Origin of the sequence: Shewanella sp. 4t3-1-2LB, from assembly GCF_017368415.1 — a bacterium.
Classification (GTDB): Bacteria; Pseudomonadota; Gammaproteobacteria; order Enterobacterales; family Shewanellaceae; genus Shewanella; species Shewanella fodinae.
In genome coordinates this window covers 92,879-111,399 of the sequence record NZ_JAFNJD010000002.1, presented here as the reverse complement: position 1 = coordinate 111,399, position 18,521 = coordinate 92,879, and the positions used below count along the sequence as shown (strand labels likewise).

Annotated in this window: 14 protein-coding genes; 8 read left to right on the top strand and 6 right to left on the bottom strand. The window is 50.1% G+C overall.

Annotation, left to right across the window (positions count from 1 at the left end):
• Nucleotides 1-4 precede the first annotated feature (4 nt).
• From lpxB to tilS, 4 genes are all read left to right on the top strand, one after another.
• On the top strand, nt 5-1,159 hold the full coding sequence (gene lpxB, locus J3L11_RS02000) for a lipid-A-disaccharide synthase (RefSeq protein WP_207569847.1): 1,155 nt from the start codon (nt 5-7) through the stop codon (nt 1,157-1,159).
• Nucleotides 1,156-1,773 carry a ribonuclease HII gene (gene rnhB / locus J3L11_RS01995; protein WP_207569846.1) on the top strand — a complete coding sequence of 206 codons (618 nt, stop codon included), beginning with the start codon at nt 1,156-1,158 and terminating at the stop codon, nt 1,771-1,773. Before lpxB ends, rnhB begins: the two co-directional genes overlap by 4 nt.
• A gap of 85 nt (nt 1,774-1,858) precedes the next feature.
• A complete protein-coding gene (dnaE, locus tag J3L11_RS01990) occupies nt 1,859-5,332 on the top strand; it encodes a DNA polymerase III subunit alpha (RefSeq protein WP_189617624.1) in 3,474 nt (1,157 codons plus the stop codon).
• Nucleotides 5,332-6,720, top strand: a complete 1,389-nt coding sequence (gene tilS, locus J3L11_RS01985; protein ID WP_242695045.1) for a tRNA lysidine(34) synthetase TilS — start codon at nt 5,332-5,334, stop codon at nt 6,718-6,720. Before dnaE ends, tilS begins: the two co-directional genes overlap by 1 nt.
• A 32-nt stretch (nt 6,721-6,752) precedes the next feature.
• On the opposite strand, the gene J3L11_RS01980 is transcribed toward tilS, so the two are convergent.
• Nucleotides 6,753-7,856 (bottom strand): GNAT family N-acetyltransferase/peptidase C39 family protein, encoded by a 1,104-nt coding sequence (locus J3L11_RS01980; RefSeq protein ID WP_133038119.1) that lies wholly within the window; start codon nt 7,854-7,856, stop codon nt 6,753-6,755.
• Nucleotides 7,857-7,923: 67 nt separating this feature from the next.
• On the opposite strand from J3L11_RS01980, the gene J3L11_RS01975 reads away from it, so the two are divergent.
• Nucleotides 7,924-9,375: a RimK family protein gene (locus J3L11_RS01975; RefSeq protein WP_133038120.1), complete on the top strand. Its 1,452-nt coding sequence runs from the start codon at nt 7,924-7,926 to the stop codon at nt 9,373-9,375.
• Between the two features lie 44 nt (nt 9,376-9,419).
• On the opposite strand, the gene J3L11_RS01970 is transcribed toward J3L11_RS01975, so the two are convergent.
• From J3L11_RS01970 to xseB, 5 genes are all read right to left on the bottom strand, one after another.
• Entirely contained in the window at nt 9,420-10,346 is a 927-nt protein-coding gene (locus J3L11_RS01970) for a GGDEF domain-containing protein (RefSeq protein WP_207569844.1), read from the bottom strand.
• A gap of 123 nt (nt 10,347-10,469) precedes the next feature.
• On the bottom strand, nt 10,470-11,600 hold the full coding sequence (locus J3L11_RS01965; protein ID WP_207569843.1) for a patatin-like phospholipase family protein: 1,131 nt from the start codon (nt 11,598-11,600) through the stop codon (nt 10,470-10,472).
• 129 nt (nt 11,601-11,729) lie between these two features.
• A complete protein-coding gene (gene dxs / locus J3L11_RS01960; protein ID WP_207569842.1) occupies nt 11,730-13,607 on the bottom strand; it encodes a 1-deoxy-D-xylulose-5-phosphate synthase in 1,878 nt (625 codons plus the stop codon).
• A gap of 23 nt (nt 13,608-13,630) precedes the next feature.
• Nucleotides 13,631-14,512, bottom strand: coding sequence for a (2E,6E)-farnesyl diphosphate synthase (gene ispA / locus J3L11_RS01955; protein WP_207569841.1), 882 nt, complete (start codon nt 14,510-14,512; stop codon nt 13,631-13,633).
• Nucleotides 14,513-14,752, bottom strand: a complete 240-nt coding sequence (xseB, locus tag J3L11_RS01950; protein WP_207569840.1) for an exodeoxyribonuclease VII small subunit — start codon at nt 14,750-14,752, stop codon at nt 14,513-14,515.
• Nucleotides 14,753-15,125: 373 nt separating this feature from the next.
• Here xseB and pomA point away from each other — a divergent pair, with 373 nt between their 5' ends.
• From pomA to thiI, 3 genes are all read left to right on the top strand, one after another.
• Nucleotides 15,126-15,893, top strand: coding sequence for a flagellar motor protein PomA (pomA, locus tag J3L11_RS01945; RefSeq protein ID WP_189617631.1), 768 nt, complete (start codon nt 15,126-15,128; stop codon nt 15,891-15,893).
• A 3-nt stretch (nt 15,894-15,896) separates the two neighbouring features.
• On the top strand, nt 15,897-16,832 hold the full coding sequence (locus J3L11_RS01940) for a flagellar motor protein MotB (RefSeq protein WP_189617632.1): 936 nt from the start codon (nt 15,897-15,899) through the stop codon (nt 16,830-16,832).
• 138 nt (nt 16,833-16,970) lie between these two features.
• Complete coding sequence (gene thiI, locus J3L11_RS01935; RefSeq protein WP_189617633.1) at nt 16,971-18,425, top strand: tRNA uracil 4-sulfurtransferase ThiI; 1,455 nt, start codon at nt 16,971-16,973, stop codon at nt 18,423-18,425.
• Nucleotides 18,426-18,521 lie beyond the last annotated feature (96 nt).

The window sequence follows — 18,521 nt, the reverse complement described above, 5'->3', positions numbered from 1 at the left end:
GCTTATGACGCAACACTCGCAACGGATTTTTGCAATGGTCGCCGGAGAAGTCTCCGGCGATATTTTAGGTGCAGGCTTAGTCGCCGCGCTCAGGCAGCGTTATCCCGATGCCCGTTTTGTCGGTATCGGTGGGCCGCGCATGGAGGCTCAAGGTTTTGAGTCGTTGTTTGCGATGGAAGCGTTAGCGGTGATGGGCCTGGTGGAAGTGCTGTCACACCTGCCACGATTGCTTAAGCTGCGTAAATCGCTGATCCAGCAACTCAGCGAGCTACAACCTGACTGTTTTATCGGCATTGATGCGCCAGATTTTAACTTGGGTGTTGAACTGCAACTGAAACAGCGGGGCATCCCGACAGTGCATTACGTCAGCCCGTCAGTATGGGCTTGGCGGCCCAAACGGATCTTCAAGATTGCTAAGGCGACCAACATGGTGCTGGCGTTGTTGCCATTTGAGAAGGCCTTTTATGATCGTTACCAAGTGCCTTGTACCTTTGTTGGACATACATTAGCCGACAGCATTCCTCTGGAAAGCGATAAACAGCAGGCGCGGTTGGCGTTGGCGCTAGACGCTGAAGCCGAATATCTGGCTATCCTGCCGGGTTCTCGAGGGGGCGAGCTTAAAATGTTGGCTCAGCCTTTTGTTGAGGCGGCAACGCTGATTAAACAGCGTTTCCCTGACATCCGTTTCGTGACCCCGTTAGTCAACGCACAGCGCCGCGAGCAGTTTATGGCTGCTTTGAAACAATATGCACCAGACTTGGAAATACATCTGGTCGATGGTCATTCCCGCGAGGTGATGGCGGCTGCTGATTGTATTTTACTGGCGTCAGGCACCGCTACGCTGGAAGCCATGCTGGTAAAACGGCCAATGGTCGTTGGTTATCGGGTCAGTCCGGTAACTTATCAACTGGCAAAATGGCTGGTAAAAATTCGAACATTTTCTTTGCCTAATCTGCTCGCCGGCAAGACGCTGGTGCCGGAGCTTATTCAGGATGACTGTACCCCAGAAAAGCTAGCCGAGGCGGTTAGCGCACAGCTAAATCAGGATCCACGGCCTTTGATGGCAGAATTTACCCGATTGCATGAGATGCTCAGGCAAAACGCCAGCGAGCGTGCGGCTGATGCCGTGGTGACATTACTAGAGGAGCCGCGTCGATGACGATTTACCGTGATTTATCCGCTGAAGCGGCACTGGCCTTAGGGCAGGGACTGGTTGCTGGTGTGGATGAGGTTGGGCGCGGACCATTAGTGGGAAACGTAGTAACCGCGGCAGTTATCCTTGATCCTCAGCGGCCAATAGCGGGTCTTAATGACTCAAAAAAACTTAGTGAAAAGAAGCGCGATGCACTGTTTGACCTCATCATGGACAATGCGCTCTGTGTAGCAGTGGGGTCGGCAACGCCAGTTGAGATTGATCAACTGAACATTCTGCACGCCACCATGCTGGCCATGCAGCGTGCCGTTGCTGGGTTGACTATGCGGCCTGAGCGAGTTTTGGTTGATGGTAATCGCACCCCAGATTTTGGTATTCCTGCCGCAGCAGTGATTAAAGGGGATGGGCTAATTGCTGCCATCAGTGCCGCTTCTATCATTGCTAAAGTCACCAGGGATCGGGAGATGGCGGAACTGGATCGCTGTTTTCCGCAATATGGTTTTGCCGCTCACAAAGGCTATCCCACCAAAGCGCATTTTGAGGCAATAGCCCAGTATGGCGTGCTATCGGAGCATCGCCGTAGTTTCCGCCCGGTGCGACTGGCACTGGGACTTGAATAAAACACACTTGTTGACCTTGCCAAGAGGTTTTAGCATAACGGCAGGGCATTCATTCCACAGAGATTGTTAAACAGACAACCAACTTATGGCCGAACCTCGTTTTATACATCTGCGTGTTCACACTGACTTTTCTATGAGTGATGGTCTGGCTAAGGTCAAACCCATAGTTGCCAAAACCGTCACTGAGAACATGGCCGCCGTTGCTATCACTGATCAAGGCAATATGTGTGGTTTGGTGAAATTTTACAGCGCTGCTAACGACAGTGGTATCAAACCGATCATTGGCGCTGACGTGTGGATGTGTGTTCCTGGGTTTGATGATGAGTTTTGCCATCTCACCATCTTGGCAATGAATAATGAAGGTTACCAAAACCTTACGCAACTGCTGAGTAAATCCTATCTGCGTGGTTACGTACGCGACCGACCCGCTATCGATCAGGACTGGTTACTGCAACACAATGCTGGCATCTTGCTTTTATCCGGCGGACGTGAGGGCGATTTGGGAAAGGCTCTGCTGAAGGGAAATCAGCAGCAGGTGGACGAGCTGACCTGTTTTTATCAGCAACACTTTGCTGACCGCTATTACCTGGAATTGATCCGCACTGGGCGCCAAGATGAAGAGCGCTATTTACATTTGGCAGTGGCGCACGCCGCCGCCAATGCTTTGCCAGTGGTAGCGACCAATCAAGTGGTGTTCATGAACAAGGCCGACTTCGAAGCGCACGAAATCCGCGTGGCTATTCATGACGGTTTTACCCTCGCTGATCCACGCCGTCCGAAAAAATATAGTGAACAGCAGTATTTTAAATCCGAAGCCGAGATGTGCGAGCTGTTTGCCGATATTCCAGAGGCGCTGGCCAACAGTGTTGAGATTGCCAAGCGCTGTAATGTGACGGTACGGTTGCACGAATACTTTCTGCCAAATTTTCCCACCGGTGACATGTCTACGGCGGATTATCTGGTACATAAAGCCAAAACCGGCCTCGAAGAACGTTTGCAGTTTCTATATCCCGACGAAGCAGTCCGCGCGGCTAAGCGGCCACCCTATGATGAACGCTTGGATGTAGAACTCAGAGTTATCAACCAGATGGGATTCCCTGGTTACTTTCTCATTGTGATGGAGTTTATTCAGTGGGCCAAAGATCACGGTATTCCTGTGGGGCCAGGACGAGGTTCCGGTGCGGGCTCGCTAGTGGCATATTCCATCAAGATTACCGACTTAGACCCGCTGGAATTTGACCTGCTGTTTGAACGTTTCCTCAACCCGGAACGTGTCTCCATGCCCGATTTCGACGTCGACTTCTGTATGGACCGGCGCGATGAGGTGATTGATCACGTCGCAGAAATGTATGGCCGTGATGCGGTATCGCAGATCATTACTTTCGGTACCATGGCGGCCAAAGCGGTAATCCGCGATGTGGGACGGGTGCTCGGGCATCCTTATGGCTTTGTGGATCGCATCTCCAAGCTGGTCCCGGCGGAACCCGGGATGACGCTGGAGAAAGCCTTTGCTGCGGAACCCGCTTTGCAGGAAGCCTATGATGGTGATGAGGAAGTTAAAGACCTGATCGATATGTGCCGCAAGCTTGAGGGTGTCACCCGTAACTCGGGGAAGCATGCGGGGGGGGTGGTGATATCCCCGACAACCATTACCGACTTTTCGCCATTGCTGTGTGACTCCGAAGGGAAAAACCCGGTTACTCAGTTTGATAAAGGTGATGTGGAATACGCCGGGCTGGTGAAATTTGACTTCCTAGGTTTGCGAACACTTACCATCATTGAATGGGCGCTGGAAATGATCAACCCACGCATGCTGCGGGAAGGGAAAGCGCCAATCAATACTGCTAGCATTCCATTGAATGATCCAGAGTCTTTCCGGGTACTGAAACGCTACGAAACCACTGCGGTGTTCCAGCTAGAATCCCGGGGCATGAAAGACCTGATCAAACGCCTGCAACCTGACAATATTGAAGACATGATCGCGTTAGTGGCGTTATTCCGCCCTGGGCCGTTGGAATCGGGCATGGTGGATGACTTTATCGCCCGTAAGCACGGTCAGGCAAAAGTGGCGTATCCGCACCCAGACTTTGAACATGAATGTCTGAAAGAGATCCTGGAACCCACCTACGGCGTTATCGTTTACCAAGAACAGGTAATGCAGATTGCGCAGGCACTGGCAGGGTATACGCTGGGTGGAGCGGATATGTTGCGCCGCGCCATGGGTAAGAAGAAACCGGAAGAGATGGCCAAACAGCGCGATGTGTTCCGTAAAGGTGCCATCAGTCAGGGCGTTGATCCTGAATTGGCGATGAAGATCTTCGACTTGGTGGAGAAATTTGCCGGTTACGGTTTCAACAAATCTCACTCAGCGGCTTACGCCATTGTGTCCTATCACACGTTATGGCTGAAAGTGCATTTTCCGTCAGAATTCATGGCAGCGGTGATGTCGGCGGATATGGATAACACCGACAAGATAGTCACCTTGGTGGATGAATGTGAACGTATGGGTCGTAAGATCCTTCCGCCAGATGTCAACAAAGGACTGTTCAAATTCACCGTAGATGAGCAGCAAAATATTGTCTATGGTATCGGTGCTATCAAAGGCGTTGGTGAAGGTCCGGTTGAAGCGATTATTGAAGCGCGCAAATCCGGCCCGTTCAAAGACCTGTTTGATTTTTGTGCGCGGGTGGATCTGAAGAAACTTAACCGTCGGGTGATGGAGCGGCTGATCAGCGCTGGAGCTCTCGATACGTTAGGGCCGCATCGTGCTTCTATGATGGCAACCTTGCCTGAGGCCATGAAAGCGGCAGAGCAACATGCCAAAGACGCCGCCATCGGTCAAGATGATATGTTTGGCCTGCTCAACGATGATCCCCAAGATTGCCGTCAGCAGTTTGTCGAATGCGCGCCGTGGCCAGATAAAATCTGGCTTGAAGGTGAACGGGAAACGTTGGGCCTGTACCTGACGGGTCATCCCATCAATCAATATCTGTCTGAACTGAAGCACTACACTTCTGGGCGTCTGAAAGATATTCACCCTACCGAGCGCGGTAAAACGGTCAAAGTTGCCGGATTGGTGGTGGCTTGCCGGGTGATGACCACTAAGCGCGGCTCCAAGATGGGGCTGGTGACGTTGGATGATAAAAGTGGTCGTCTCGAAGTGATGTTGTTTACCGAAGCGTTTGATAAATACAGCCATCTGTTAGAGAAAGATCGCATTCTCATCTGTGAAGGCGAAGTGAGCTTTGATGATTTTTCTGGTGGCAACCGCATGACTGCCAGACAGATCATTGATATGGGCGAGGCGCGGAGTCACTTTGCTTCAGCGCTGGAGCTGACGTTGGCACACGACATGTTGACCGAAGAGCGACTAAACCAGTTATATGAAACTATTTTGCCTTGGCGTAACGGCACGGTGCCACTGCTCATCAATTACACTATGGCTGATGCCAAGGGGCGGCTACGACTGGCCGATGACTGGCGAGTGAATCCCTCTGATGAATTGATGCTGGCTTTAGAGACATTATTTGGTACCGATAAGGTAAGGATCCTGTTTTGATGCAACTGTCGGAGTCTGCCGTTATTGATGAGTTACAGCGCTTATTGGCGGGTTTACCAACGCCGCCAGGTGCTATCTGGCTCGGCTATAGTGGTGGCGCAGACTCTGAATATCTGGCCTACATACTGGGGCAGTTTGCCACGCAATTTCCTCAGTGGCACTCACGTATTCATCTGCTACATGTACATCATGGTTTGAGCCAACACGCAGATACATGGGCACAACACTGTTGTGACTCGGCCAAAAAAGTGGCATTGCCATGTCGGGTCCTGCGGATCCAATTACAGCTCGGCCCTCGAATAAGTGTGGAAGCGGAAGCGCGCCGGGCACGCTATCAGGCGATTATCCAACAAATGGCACCGGGCGATGTGTTGTTAACAGCACATCACCAGGACGATCAACTGGAAACTGTATTGCTGGCGCTAAAACGGGGACAGGGGCCAAAAGGGCTGGCGGCAATGGGCAGTTGCCAACGGTTTGCCGACAACTACTGGCAGCTACGGCCTTTGCTGAATGTCGGCCGGGCGCAGATTTTGACGCGGGTAACCGCCTTATCGCTGAGCTATGTGCATGACGAAAGCAATGACAATATCCGCTATGACCGTAATTTTCTGCGCCGAGATATAGTACCACGGCTGAAAATGCGCTGGCCGGAGTTAGCGGCTACCGTCAGCCGCAGTGCGGCCCTGTGTGCTGAACAACAGCGGTTGCTGGATGAAGTAACCCAGGAAAAGTTGCAACCTTTGCTGCAGAAGTGTGCGTTCACGGGAACACCTGTGATGGCACTTAATGAATTACGGCAACTTCCCCAACGTTGGCAACGGCAACTGCTGCGCGCCTTCATCGAGCGGCAAGCATTGCCTCTGCCATCTAAGGTGCAGTTAGATGAAGCATTGCTGCAGCTGTTACAAAGCGATGACGACGCCAAAGTTCATCTTAAGTTTGCAGCACTGGAGTTGCGGCGAGCTTATGGTCATATTTATGCGATGACTGAACTGCCCGAAGTCGCGCCATCGATGCCGCTGAGTCTAGAACAGCGGCAGGCATTGCAGCAGGGTAAGCTGAGCTTGCCGCTCCCCCCCCCCTGGCACCAACTAAATGGCTGTTTAACCGATGTCGGGCCAAGAATCGCACTGGCAGCGTTAGCTGCACCGTTAACGCTCAGCTACGGCTTGCCTGGTAGCCTTAAGTGCCATCCGCATTACCGCAATAAAGCGCGCGAGCTGAAGAAAATCTGGCAGGAAGCGCAGGTGCCATACTGGTTGCGTCCTCGACTACCAGCCTTGACCGCTGTCGATGGTTCGGTGCTGGCGATTGCAGGATTATTGGTTGACACACGAGTCTTGGCTGAGCCGCAGCAGCCAGGCGTTACTCTGTCTGTCAGTTAGTCATTGCTTACTAGAGAGGCTCGCGCCGCAACTCAAGGGGTTTCGGGCAGTTGCGGAAATACCACCACACATGCCAGTTGTTTCTGGCGCCCATAGCGCATCACCTGCAATAGCTCACCGTCACTGATGGGGACATAAGTGGAGCCAATGGCATCACGTGCTTTTTCTACGTTGGGATCGTGGAAAAAGAAAAACTGATTATTACAGCCACTCAGCACTATCCAATGGGGGCCCTTTTCGCCGCTGAAACGATAGCTACTCACCATCAGCAACACTGCCGCACCTTGAGCCAAAAATTTTCGCAATTCCTCCGGCGACGGGGCGCGAGTCTGGGCGCTAATACCGCGCGCCTGCAGTTGCTGACAGAAATCTTCATGAACCAACTGGATCACCGCCTTTTTATTGCGATCACGTACGCCATCGATGAAAGGTACTGACTCAGAACGGCTGAACAGCTTCACGCCAAAACCACGTCTTAGTGCGGATAATGCCAGTCCATGTGCCGAACAACCGCCATGACCGCTGGTCATAAAAATGGTGGTGGCCTCACGCCATAGCCGCAGTTCTTCCATACGGCTTGGAACTGCATCAGCTTTTAAGGCGGCAAAAGCCATTAACAGACTGGCAGGACCACAACTGAATGCTGTGGTTTGCGCATACAAGGGCATCTTTAACACGGTACTCGGGCCTGGTGGATCCAGCCGTTTGTGCATTCGCACACCATCGGCTAGGTCGTCATAATAATGCACCAGTGCTTTCAACACCTTATAGCCTAATTTTTCATACAGTCGGCGGGCGCCAATATTGTCATTGCGCACCTCCAGGCGTAACGTAATGTAGCCTTTATGAATGGCCTCTTGTTCACACTCATGCATTAGCTGCTGTGCAAGTCCTTGACCACGCCATTTGGCATCAATTGCTAGGGAATACAACCTTGCAAGGTTAGTTCCTCGGTGAAACAGCAACAGGGCATAACCCGCAAGCAGGCCATTGTCCATAGCGACAAACAGCCGCGCATGAGTTGATTGAATAAAACGTTTCATTTGGCGGTGACTGATGCGGTCACCGCTGAAGGCGGAGAGTTCCAGTTGATCGAGCGCTGAAAGTTCGGCCTGTGTAGCGGCACGTATTTCCATGATGTTTAGATAGAAGACAAACTTCTGATATTTAATCCCCAACCAATATGGGAGGCAACAATTATTTATGGCACAACTGCTTATCGTAACTGACGACGCCAGTGACTGGCGACCTTATCTGCCCAGTGACAGTATGGTAACGGTAAACGATTATCTTAATATGGGGGCGTTTACCGATAACAACAGTGTGCAGGTACTGAATTTGTGCCGCAGTTATGATTATCTCACTACCGGATATTATTGCTCGCTGATGGCGGAAGCCAGAGGACATCGGGTGATCCCCTCAGTGATGACGATTAATGATCTGTCGCAGGACAGATTTTTCAGTTTGCCACAGTCGGGACTGGACCGACTGTCGCCAGAACAGACCCGTCTGCGATTTAAGCTGTTTTTTGGTCACAGCGAGCGCGAGGAACTGGAACGGATTGGACACAAGATTTTTGAACGCTTTAACGTACCTGTGCTGGATGTAGAACTGGTTAAAGGGGGCGATAAATGGCAAGTCAGTCATATCGCCCCCTTTCCATTCCAGGAGTTAACCGATCCAGAGCAAGATCTGTTTGCGATATATCTGGAGGCATTTTCTCGAAAAGTATGGCGCGCACCTAAACGCAAAAAATCCTATCGTTATGAGATGGCGATGCTGGTGGATGAGCATGAAAAAATGCCGCCATCCAATAATAGCGCCATCAAACGTTTCATCAAGGCGGCTAACCGTATTGGCATGGATATGCAGTTACTGGGGCGCCGTGATATGAGTCGTCTGGGTGAGTTTGACGGACTCTTTATTCGGGCGACCACTAATATCAGTAATTTTACTTACCGTTTTGCCAAAAATGCCGAGCAAATGGGACTCGTGGTCATGGATGATCCAGAATCCATTATGAAGTGTACCAACAAGGTATTTTTGACAGAATTGTTGCTGAATCACAAGATTTCAGTCCCCAAGAGTCTGATCCTCAATGAGTCAGACCCGCACTGGGAGGAAACCTTGCTGGAGCAGATAGGTTTGCCTGCGGTACTCAAGGTACCCGATGGTGCGTTTTCCCTTGGCGTGGTTAAGGTCAAAGATATCGATAGTTTACGGGCGGAAGCTAAACGTATTTTCGAACACAGCACTCTAATCTTGGCGCAGGAATATTTGCCAACGCCGTTTGATTGGCGTATTGGCATACTAAATCGACAGCCAATATATGCTTGTCGCTACTATATGAGTCGTGGTCACTGGCAGATATATGAACATCACAAAGATGGCAAATTCAGCAGTGGAAGTTACGATGCCCAGGACCTTAAACGTGTACCGGCTCAGATAGTTGATACCGCATTGAAATCTGCCAATCTGATTGGCTCTGGTTTTTATGGAGTCGATCTAAAAGAAGTGGATGGTCAAGCATATGTAATTGAAATCAATGACAATCCTAGTATTGATCACGGCATTGAAGATCTGTTCTATGGCGATTTACTGTACGATCGGATTATGACCGAGTTCCTGCGCAGAATTCAGCTGCGCGGCTTGTAACTGACCCAGATACATAAAGGCGTCATTCGGCGCCTTTATGTGTTTTACTCGGCCAGTGCATAGCCGTTACGGCCGGCACTCTTTGCCCGGTAAAGCGCGGCATCTGTGTTATTGAACAATTGATCCTGGTTCAAATGGGGTTGCCAGGCACCAATTCCCATACTGCAAGTGACATTTTGCTGATTGAATAGTGTTTCAGTCTGCATATATTGCAATATCCGGTTCGCAATGCTGACCGCCGCGGAAACATCGCCTTCTACCAATATGGCAAATTCATCACCACCGAGGCGGAAGGGTTGGTCGCAGCGGCGAATGCTGCGGCGAATAATTTCTCCGAATCTGACCAGCGCCTTATCGCCATAATGGTGGCCCATCTGGTCGTTGAGCTGTTTAAAGTTATCCAGATCCAACAGCAACAGGCTTACCTGATTGCGACTGCGCTGTGCTCTCGCAAGTACGGTCCGAAATGCTTGGCCAAAGAAGTGGCGGTTACCTAACCCTGTTAATGCATCGAACATCGCCTGCGATGCCATCTGTTGATAGCGCACGGCGTTGTTTAAGGGTTGGGAGAGTAGCGGCTCCAATTGCTGTAGCACCAGCATTTCACCGATACTGAGCGGCATTTGTAGGTAATACTCCAGTTCAGCTTCTGCGTCACCGACGGGGACTTCATGCATCAGCTTGATACCTTTCAAGCGTCCCCAACGTAGTTCCAGTTCACCGAACTTACAGTAAATGCCACTAAGCGGCAGATACTGTAGTAGTTGTTTGCCATAGCAGGCAAAAACTGTCCGTGGATCGAGGCTACTGTGGAGTTTCTGCAGCAGTTGTAATGGATCGGGCTGGGCGGTGACATGACGTGTGTCATCGTGCCAAGATTCCAGTGAGTCGCGATGACCACCAATATTGCTGATATAGTCCAAATGGATTACTCCACTACTGCTGACAGGTAATTGAACTTGTATAAGCAAAGTTTGTGCCTTTTTTATCCGTTACCATTATTTCCCTGGCCTGAGTAGGTGCGCGGACTTATGAAATAAATGGCGTGTCAGAATTTTGACTTCGATAAGCCAATTTGACTGGCAGAAAACGGATCAGCCGAGATTAAAAAAGCGTTTAATGTCCTCCAGATTACTCATGGCATCTTTGTAACCTAAATCAATCAAAGCTCCGGTATAGGCTTTCTCAAACAGCAGGTAAGACACTATGCTGGTATCTGATTGGCTGTTGATACCAATTAACCCTAACAGCCGCCGAATGGCGAATGGCATTTCCATGTAATAGCGTTTAGCAATATCACTCAAATCTTCGCTGGGTTTGATCACTAAAGTATCAATATTGCGTAGGCTCAATAATTCGCGGCTGGTGGGCGGGATCAACGCTAACGTGCCATTAACGCGGGTAAGGCGCTCCATGTCACTGTTCAGGGTATCGGAGAAAATGGTATCCAACAGGTGACCAGCAATGGTGGCTGTCTTGGGATGGTATTCCAGATCCTTTGGTTGTTGCTTGTGCGGACTTTCTAGGTTTATCACCATGATGCGATCGGCACCAAGATGAATAGGGCAGGATAAAGGGGAGAGCTGATGTACGGAACCATCACCGTAATACCATTTACCTAGCCGAATCGACGGGAACACCATCGGAATTGCGGCACTCGCCATCAAATGTTCAGTATTCAGCCGAGTGCGCAAGCCGCTGCGCCGTGATCGTTGCCAGTTTTCTATTTCACTGCTGGCTTGAAAAAAACTCACGGATTGTGAGGTGTTATAACAGGAGGTATCAATACTGATGGCGGTGAGGTGACCGTTTTGGATATTACGGTCAATGCGTTCAAAGTTAATAAGCTCATTCAGCAAATCGCGCAGTGGTGAATTGTCCAGCAAACTGCCCGCATCCGTATTGGCGAGATCTGTCTGTATCCCTTTGAGCAACATCGCGCCTAAGTGTTGCAGTACTCCAGGAATAGCAGCCTTGTAAATGCGACTGGTATGCAGATGTCGCCAGATCCACTCCAGTTTTTTTACGCCTAAGTGGAAGCAGGACGCGTGTGTGGCCATGGCGGTACCGTTAATCGCACCTGCAGATGTCCCGCATATGACATTAAAAGGAATACCATGATTGCGGGGATATAGCTGTACTAGTGCTTTTAGTACACCGACCTGATAAGCGGCTCTGGCCCCACCACCGCCTAACATTAATGCACAGTTTTCCCTTACTGCCATTCCCCGTCACCTAATCGTCATCGCGCATTATTATGCTTTGTTTGCTTAACTATAGCGCTAAAGCATCTGGACAGGTGGACGGATGACATAAAAAAGCCAACCTTTTTAGTTGGTTGGCTTTTTTATGCTTTAACTCTGGTGTTGAGCCATAAAAGCTTTGATTTGCGCTAATACCCCTGGACTGTCCAGTTGCAGCTCTGCCAAAATTTCTTGTGGGCTACCATGCTTGATAAATTCATCAGGCAGACCTAACTGCAGCACTGGCTTACATAACTGTTTCCTCGCCAGATACTCCAGTACACCGCTGCCGGCACCGCCAATAATGGCGTTTTCCTCAAGGGTTACCAGTAGCTCATGTGTGGTAGCCAGTTGCGATAATAAGGCTTCATCCAACGGTTTAACAAAACGCATATCAGCAACCGTTGCATCTAACGTTTCTGCAACGTCCAGCGCGGTTGCTAGTGTGGTACCGAAGTTGATAATTGCCAGCTTCTTACCTTGGCGTTTCAGAACCCCTTTCCCAATTGCTAGGGCCGTCATTTGTTCCTCTTGATGAGCTCCAGTCGCACTGCCTCTGGGATAGCGTACGGCGGTGGGGCCATCTTGATAGCAATAGCCAGTGTAGAGCATCTGCCGACATTCATTTTCATCAGAGGGCGCCATGATAACCATGTTAGGAATACAGCGCAGGTAACTCATGTCAAAGGCGCCTTGGTGTGTTGGGCCATCGGCCCCGACTATACCACCACGATCGATAGCAAACAGTACCGGCAGTTTTTGCAGGGCAACATCATGGATTACTTGATCATAGGCACGTTGCAAAAAAGTGGAGTAAATCGCCACTACTGGCTTGTAGCCTTCACAGGCGAAGCCTGCACCCAAGGTCACAGCATGTTGTTCAGCAATTGCCGCATCAAAGTATTGCTCTGGGAACTTTTGGGAAAACTCCACCATGCCGGAACCTTCACGCATGGCCGGAGTAATGCCAACGACTTTGTCATCAAGGGCAGCAATATCACACAGCCATTTACCAAAAACTTCAGAGAAAGAGGGTAAACCTGCCTGCGCTGCAGGCTTGCGGAATTGGCTGGGATCAAATTTTGGCACTGCATGCCAACCGATAGGATCTTTCTCGGCCGGTTCATACCCCTTGCCTTTTTTGGTCATGATGTGCAGTAACTGCGGACCACTGAGATTACGCATATTGCGCAACGTTTCTACCAGTGCATTGACATCATGGCCATCAATGGGGCCGATGTAATTGAAACCGAGCTCTTCAAACAAAGTGCCAGGAACCATCATACCTTTCAGATGTTCTTCAGTACGCCGCGCCATCTCTTTGATGACGGGCATACCTTGCAGCACTTTTTTGCTACCTTCACGAATACTGGAGTAGAAGCGGCCAGACATTAATTGCGCCAGATGCTTGTTGAGTGCTCCTACGTTTTCCGAGATAGACATCTCGTTATCGTTGAGCACCACTAGCATATCTTTATGCAAATCACCGGCATGATTCATGGCTTCGAACACCATACCACCGGTCATGGCACCGTCGCCTATCACTGCCACTACCCGGCGGCCAGCTTGCTCTTTATCAGCCGCGATAGCCATTGCCAGTGTTGCTGAAATCGATGTGCTGGAATGGCCAACACTGAAGGTGTCATAGTCGCTTTCACCGCGCCAAGGAAATGGATGCAGGCCACCTTTCTGACGAATGGTGTGCATTTGATCCCGACGTCCTGTGAGGATTTTATGTGGATACGCCTGGTGACCGACATCCCACACCAACCGGTCAAACGGGGTGTTGTACACATAATGCAGTGCTACGGTCAACTCTACAGTACCCAGTCCAGAAGCAAAATGACCACTGGACTGCCCTACAGATTGCAGCAAAAAAGCCCTGAGTTCGTCGGCTAGTTGCGGCAACAAGGCCTGTGGCAACTGGCGCAACTCTTCGGGTGTATTGGCCTGTGCCAATACCGGAAATTGAGTGATATCCAGACTCATAGGGAGCTACTTTGTCTCTAGTTTTATACTCGCCGCTCAATAATATAGCGCGCGAATTCAGCAATTAGTCGGCTATTGTAGGGCAAATTGCCTATGGCCGATAGTGCCTCTTGCAGCAGTTTCTCGGCGGTGGCTTTTGCCCCTTCCAGTCCCAGTAATCTGGGGTAAGTGCTTTTATTGGCGCGAGTATCGGAGCCTTGAGGTTTGCCTAACTCTTCTGTGCTGCCGATGATATCCAGAATATCGTCCTGCACTTGAAATGCCAGGCCAATGGCATCGGCATAAATCATTAACTGGCGTTTTTCGGTATCGGCAATATCAGCGGCAATAACCGCTAACTCTACTGCACAACTGATGAGCGCCCCAGTTTTTAACCGATGCAACCGAGTCAACTCGGCAAGTGGTATCTCATGATCGGTTGCCGCCAGATCCAAGGCTTGACCGCCACACATACCAAGATAGCCAGAGGCTTTGGCTAGCACCTGCACCATCTGCAACTGCTGTGATGCGTTAAACCCTGAATCGTTTCGACTTATCAGCTCAAATGCCAGCGTTTGTAAAGCATCGCCGGCCAGAATCGCTGTCGCTTCATTAAAGGCAACGTGAACAGTAGGTTGACCTCGGCGCAATTCATCATTATCCATGGCGGGTAAATCGTCATGGATCAGTGAATAGGCATGAATGCACTCAATTGCTGCCGCGCAGTCATCAAGTTGTTCGGCTTTGAGCCCGAGCATTTCGCCCACTGAATATACTAAAAATGGCCGAACCCGTTTGCCTCCCAACAGTACACCATAGCGCATGGCAGCTTTTAATCGTGGTTCGTTTTCAGGAATGGCGTCGAAAATCGTGCTCAGATGCTGGTTGATCCGTTGCTGGCAGCGATTGATGGCTTCCGTTAGCAATTATTGTTCCTCGACATCAAATGGACTCAGCGGTGCCTGGGGATCATCCGCCAGCAGGATGGCAACTTTCTGTTGCGCCTGTTCCAGTTTACTTTGGCTGCCGCGTACCAGACTGATACCACGTTCAAACTGTTTCAGCGCATCATCCAGAGACACATCACCCTGTTCCAGTTCGGTTACTATTTGCTCTAACTCGGTCAAGGACTCTTCAAAGCTGAGGTTTTCAGGTTTTTTAGCCACGTTGGTTTCCTTGGATTTACACTGCGACAGAGTATACCAGCTATCTGAATCGGGAATCGAGGCTGGGCAGCAAGGGGTTCGGAGCAGGACTGGCGGCAACTGTGTTGGTGCACACGTTATAGCAGCAACCGAAATGGGTCAAATGCAGGCGTTGGTTATTTGCTCAAAAGCACGCTTTGCCATAAAAATATTTTCTTCCGGGGTTAAAATCCCTCTAAACTTGCCTAAGTTTGATCCGATAAACCAAAATAGAAGCCGTTGAAAAGTGTAACATTCCCTTTCTAGGGGAGTATTCTGGCAAAGCCGTGGCCAGTTTCCCGGAAAAAGCATCATCCCGGTGGATGACGCGACTATAGAAAATCGAGGAGCAAGAGTGGATTTAGCAACCCTGATAGGCATTGTTGGCGCGTTTGGTGTGATGTTCTGGGCCATGATCAGTGCCGGCGGCATCTCTATCTACGTTGACGTTCCTTCGGTATTGATTGTTTTCGTGGGCTCCATCTTTGTGGTGATGATGAAGTTCAACTTAAAACAATACTTGGGCGCCATGAAAATTGCTGCCAAAGCCTTTATGTTCAAACTCGATAATCCAGAAGATCTCATAGAACAGTCGGTGACGATGGCGGATGCTGCCCGTAAAGGGGGGTTTCTGGCACTGGAAGAAGCGCAGATTTCTAACTCCTTTATGCAAAAAGCAGTGGATATGCTGGTGGATGGTCACGATGGCGACGTCGTGCGTGAGGCGCTGGAAAAAGACATTGTACTCACCGAAGAACGGCATAAATCAGGCATCGCAATTTTCAAAGCTTTTGGGGATGTCGGACCCGCTATGGGAATGATTGGAACACTCGTTGGCCTAGTGGCGATGCTGTCTAACATGGATGACCCTAAGTCGATTGGCCCGGCAATGGCGGTGGCGTTGTTAACCACCCTTTATGGGTCACTGCTGGCAAACTTGGTGGCGTTACCCATTGCCGACAAACTGGCATTGCGCATGAACGAAGAGATGCTCAACCGTAATCTGATTATGGATGCGGTGCTGGCGATACAGGATGGCCAAAACCCGCGTGTTATCGAGAGCTTTCTGAAAAACTATCTAGCTGAGAAAAAACGCAAGATAGACACAACTGGCGGGGAATAACTGATGGCCAAGCCAAAGTGTCCTGATTGCCCACCACCAGCCCCGCCGTGGTTAGCTACGTTTTCGGATCTGATGTCACTGCTGATGTGCTTCTTCGTATTGCTGCTGTCTTTTTCTGAGATGGACGTGCTTAAGTTCAAGCAGATTGCCGGTTCGATGAAATACGCGTTCGGGGTGCAAAATAAAGTGGAAGTGAAAGATATTCCGAAAGGAACATCGGTCATTGCTTTAGAATTCCGCCCCGGTCGTCCTGATCCGTCACCCATTGAAGTCATTAACCAACAAACCAATGAGATGACTCAGCCAACACTGACCTTCCAAGCGGGCGATGATGAGAGCGCTGGTGGGGTTCAGCAGCAAAAGGGAGAACAGCGCGGCGGGGAATCTTCTGCCACCGCTCAGGAGCAAGCGGAAGATAAGCGCACTCAGAAAAATGATGCGGCGCAGCAGCAGATCAATGAGCAAGTCAAGAAAATGGCGGAGAAGCTCGATAAAGAGATTGTGGATGGTGCTATCGAAATTGAATCACTGGGTCAGCAAATTATCATTCGTATTCGAGAAAAAGGCTCTTTTGCCTCGGGGTCAGGGTTCCTGCAACCACAATTTAAACCGGTGATCCGGGCGATTGGTGAACTGCTGAAGGATGTGCCCGGCATTGTGACCGTTTCCGGTAACACCGACGATATGCAGATCAGCAATGAGCTATATCAGTCGAACTGGGATCTGTCAGCGCAACGGGCGTTAGCCGTAGCGCACGAGCTGATTAGGGTAAAGGGTTTCGACCCCGAACGGATGAAAGTCGTGGGGCTGGCTGATACTAACCCACTGGTGCCCAATGACTCGGTTGAGCATCGTGCCCGTAATCGCAGGGTCGAGATAGCAATAGAGCAGGGCAAAGCCAAACAGTCAGATGAACTTCAGGTCACACCGAATCGCTGATCTGCCACGCACAGTTAACCCTACAAACCGGCATAATGGCCGGTTTGTGTTTTTAACATCCTTACTGTGACTGCCTCCGGCACTTTGCTATAATCCCGCGATTGCTTTTTTGACCACGTTTTATGCTGCGGAAAATCCATGAAGTTTATCGTTAAGCTGTACCCCGAAATCATGATGAAGAGCAAGCCTGTGCGATTGCGCTTCACCAAAATGCTGGAATCCAATATCCGGAATGTCCTAAAGAAAGTTGATGAAAGCGTCACTGTGGTAAAACAGTGGGATCGCATCATGGTGGGAGTACCACAAGATAAACCGGAATTGCTGGACCCTATCGGTGACCGTTTGACCTGTATTCCCGGGATTGCCACGGTGGCGCGGGTGAATGAATATGGGTTCGAGACAGTGCACGATATTTACCTGCACACGCTGAAAGCATTTGGCGATGAGCTAGCGGGAAAGACTTTTTGTGTGCGGGTTAAACGTAGCGGCCACCATGATTTCACCTCTATTGATGTGGAGAAATACGTGGGTGGTGGTCTGAATCAACATACCGAAGCTGCTGGCGTAAAACTGAAAAATCCTGACATTACAGTGAATCTCGAAATCAATAACGACAAGCTGTATTTGGTGGAGAAAAAGGTGCCGGGTCTCGGTGGCTTCCCGATGGCCACTCAGGAGGATGTACTGTCACTGATTTCCGGTGGGTTTGATTCCGGGGTTTCTAGTTTTCAGTTCATCAAAAAAGGTGCCCGTACTCACTACTGTTTCTTCAACCTTGGTGGTGCCCAACACGAGATAGGCGTTAAACAGGTGGCCTATCATTTATGGAAAACTTATGGTGAATCCCATAAGGTAAAATTTGTCACCATCCCATTTGAGTCGGTGGTTGCAGAAATTCTGGAGCGTATCGACCATGGCTTAATGGGCGTTATCCTTAAGCGTTGTATGATGCGTGCGGCGAGTCGGGTTGCGGAGCGCATGGGTGTTCAAGCTTTGGTGACAGGGGAGAGCCTGGGACAGGTGTCGAGCCAGACGTTGACTAATCTTAACGTAATAGATCGTTGTACCGATACCTTGATTTTACGCCCGCTGATCACTATGGATAAGCAAGATATCATCAATGAAAGCCGCAAAATTGGTACCGAGGACTTTGCCAAGTCAATGCCGGAGTACTGTGGGGTGATCTCTCAGCGTCCTACGGTTAAAGCGGTATTAGCGAAAGTGGAAGCCGAAGAACTGAAGTTTTCGCCAGATCTGCTGGATAAAGTGCTGGAGGCTGCCGAAGTTATTGATATCCGGGAGATACCAAAAGCTATGGATACCAAAGTCACCGAAACAGAAACCGTTTCCAGCGTCGCTGCAGAACAGGTGGTACTGGATATTCGTGCGCCAGAAGAAGAGGAACGCCGTCCGCTACAAGTGGCCGGGGCTGAAGTGCAACACATTCCGTTCTTTAAGCTGTCCAGCGCTTTTGCTGAACTCGATAGCAGTAAAACCTATTTGCTGTACTGTGAGCGCGGCGTGATGAGCAAACTGCAGGCGCTGTATCTGCTGGAACAAGGCTATCAAAATGTGAAGGTCTATCGCCCTTAAGCGTTGTTTGATGGCCGCATCCACGGATGTGGCCCGTTATAATTTCCCACCATAATTAACCGCTTATACTCAGTTGCGGTGTCTATATAGCACCGC

Bases quoted from the DNA above. Each gene is read 5' to 3' on its own strand.
- lpxB (WP_207569847.1), top strand. From the start codon at position 5: ATGACGCAACACTCGCAACGGATTTTTGCAATGGTCGCCGGAGAAGTC.
- tilS (WP_242695045.1), top strand. From the start codon at position 5,332: ATGCAACTGTCGGAGTCTGCCGTTATTGATGAGTTACAGCGCTTATTG.
- dnaE (WP_189617624.1), top strand. From the start codon at position 1,859: ATGGCCGAACCTCGTTTTATACATCTGCGTGTTCACACTGACTTTTCT.
- J3L11_RS01980 (WP_133038119.1), bottom strand. From the start codon at position 7,856: ATGGAAATACGTGCCGCTACACAGGCCGAACTTTCAGCGCTCGATCAA.
- J3L11_RS01940 (WP_189617632.1), top strand. From the start codon at position 15,897: ATGGCCAAGCCAAAGTGTCCTGATTGCCCACCACCAGCCCCGCCGTGG.
- J3L11_RS01965 (WP_207569843.1), bottom strand. From the start codon at position 11,600: ATGGCAGTAAGGGAAAACTGTGCATTAATGTTAGGCGGTGGTGGGGCC.
- thiI (WP_189617633.1), top strand. From the start codon at position 16,971: ATGAAGTTTATCGTTAAGCTGTACCCCGAAATCATGATGAAGAGCAAG.
- J3L11_RS01975 (WP_133038120.1), top strand. From the start codon at position 7,924: ATGGCACAACTGCTTATCGTAACTGACGACGCCAGTGACTGGCGACCT.
- rnhB (WP_207569846.1), top strand. From the start codon at position 1,156: ATGACGATTTACCGTGATTTATCCGCTGAAGCGGCACTGGCCTTAGGG.
- dxs (WP_207569842.1), bottom strand. From the start codon at position 13,607: ATGAGTCTGGATATCACTCAATTTCCGGTATTGGCACAGGCCAATACA.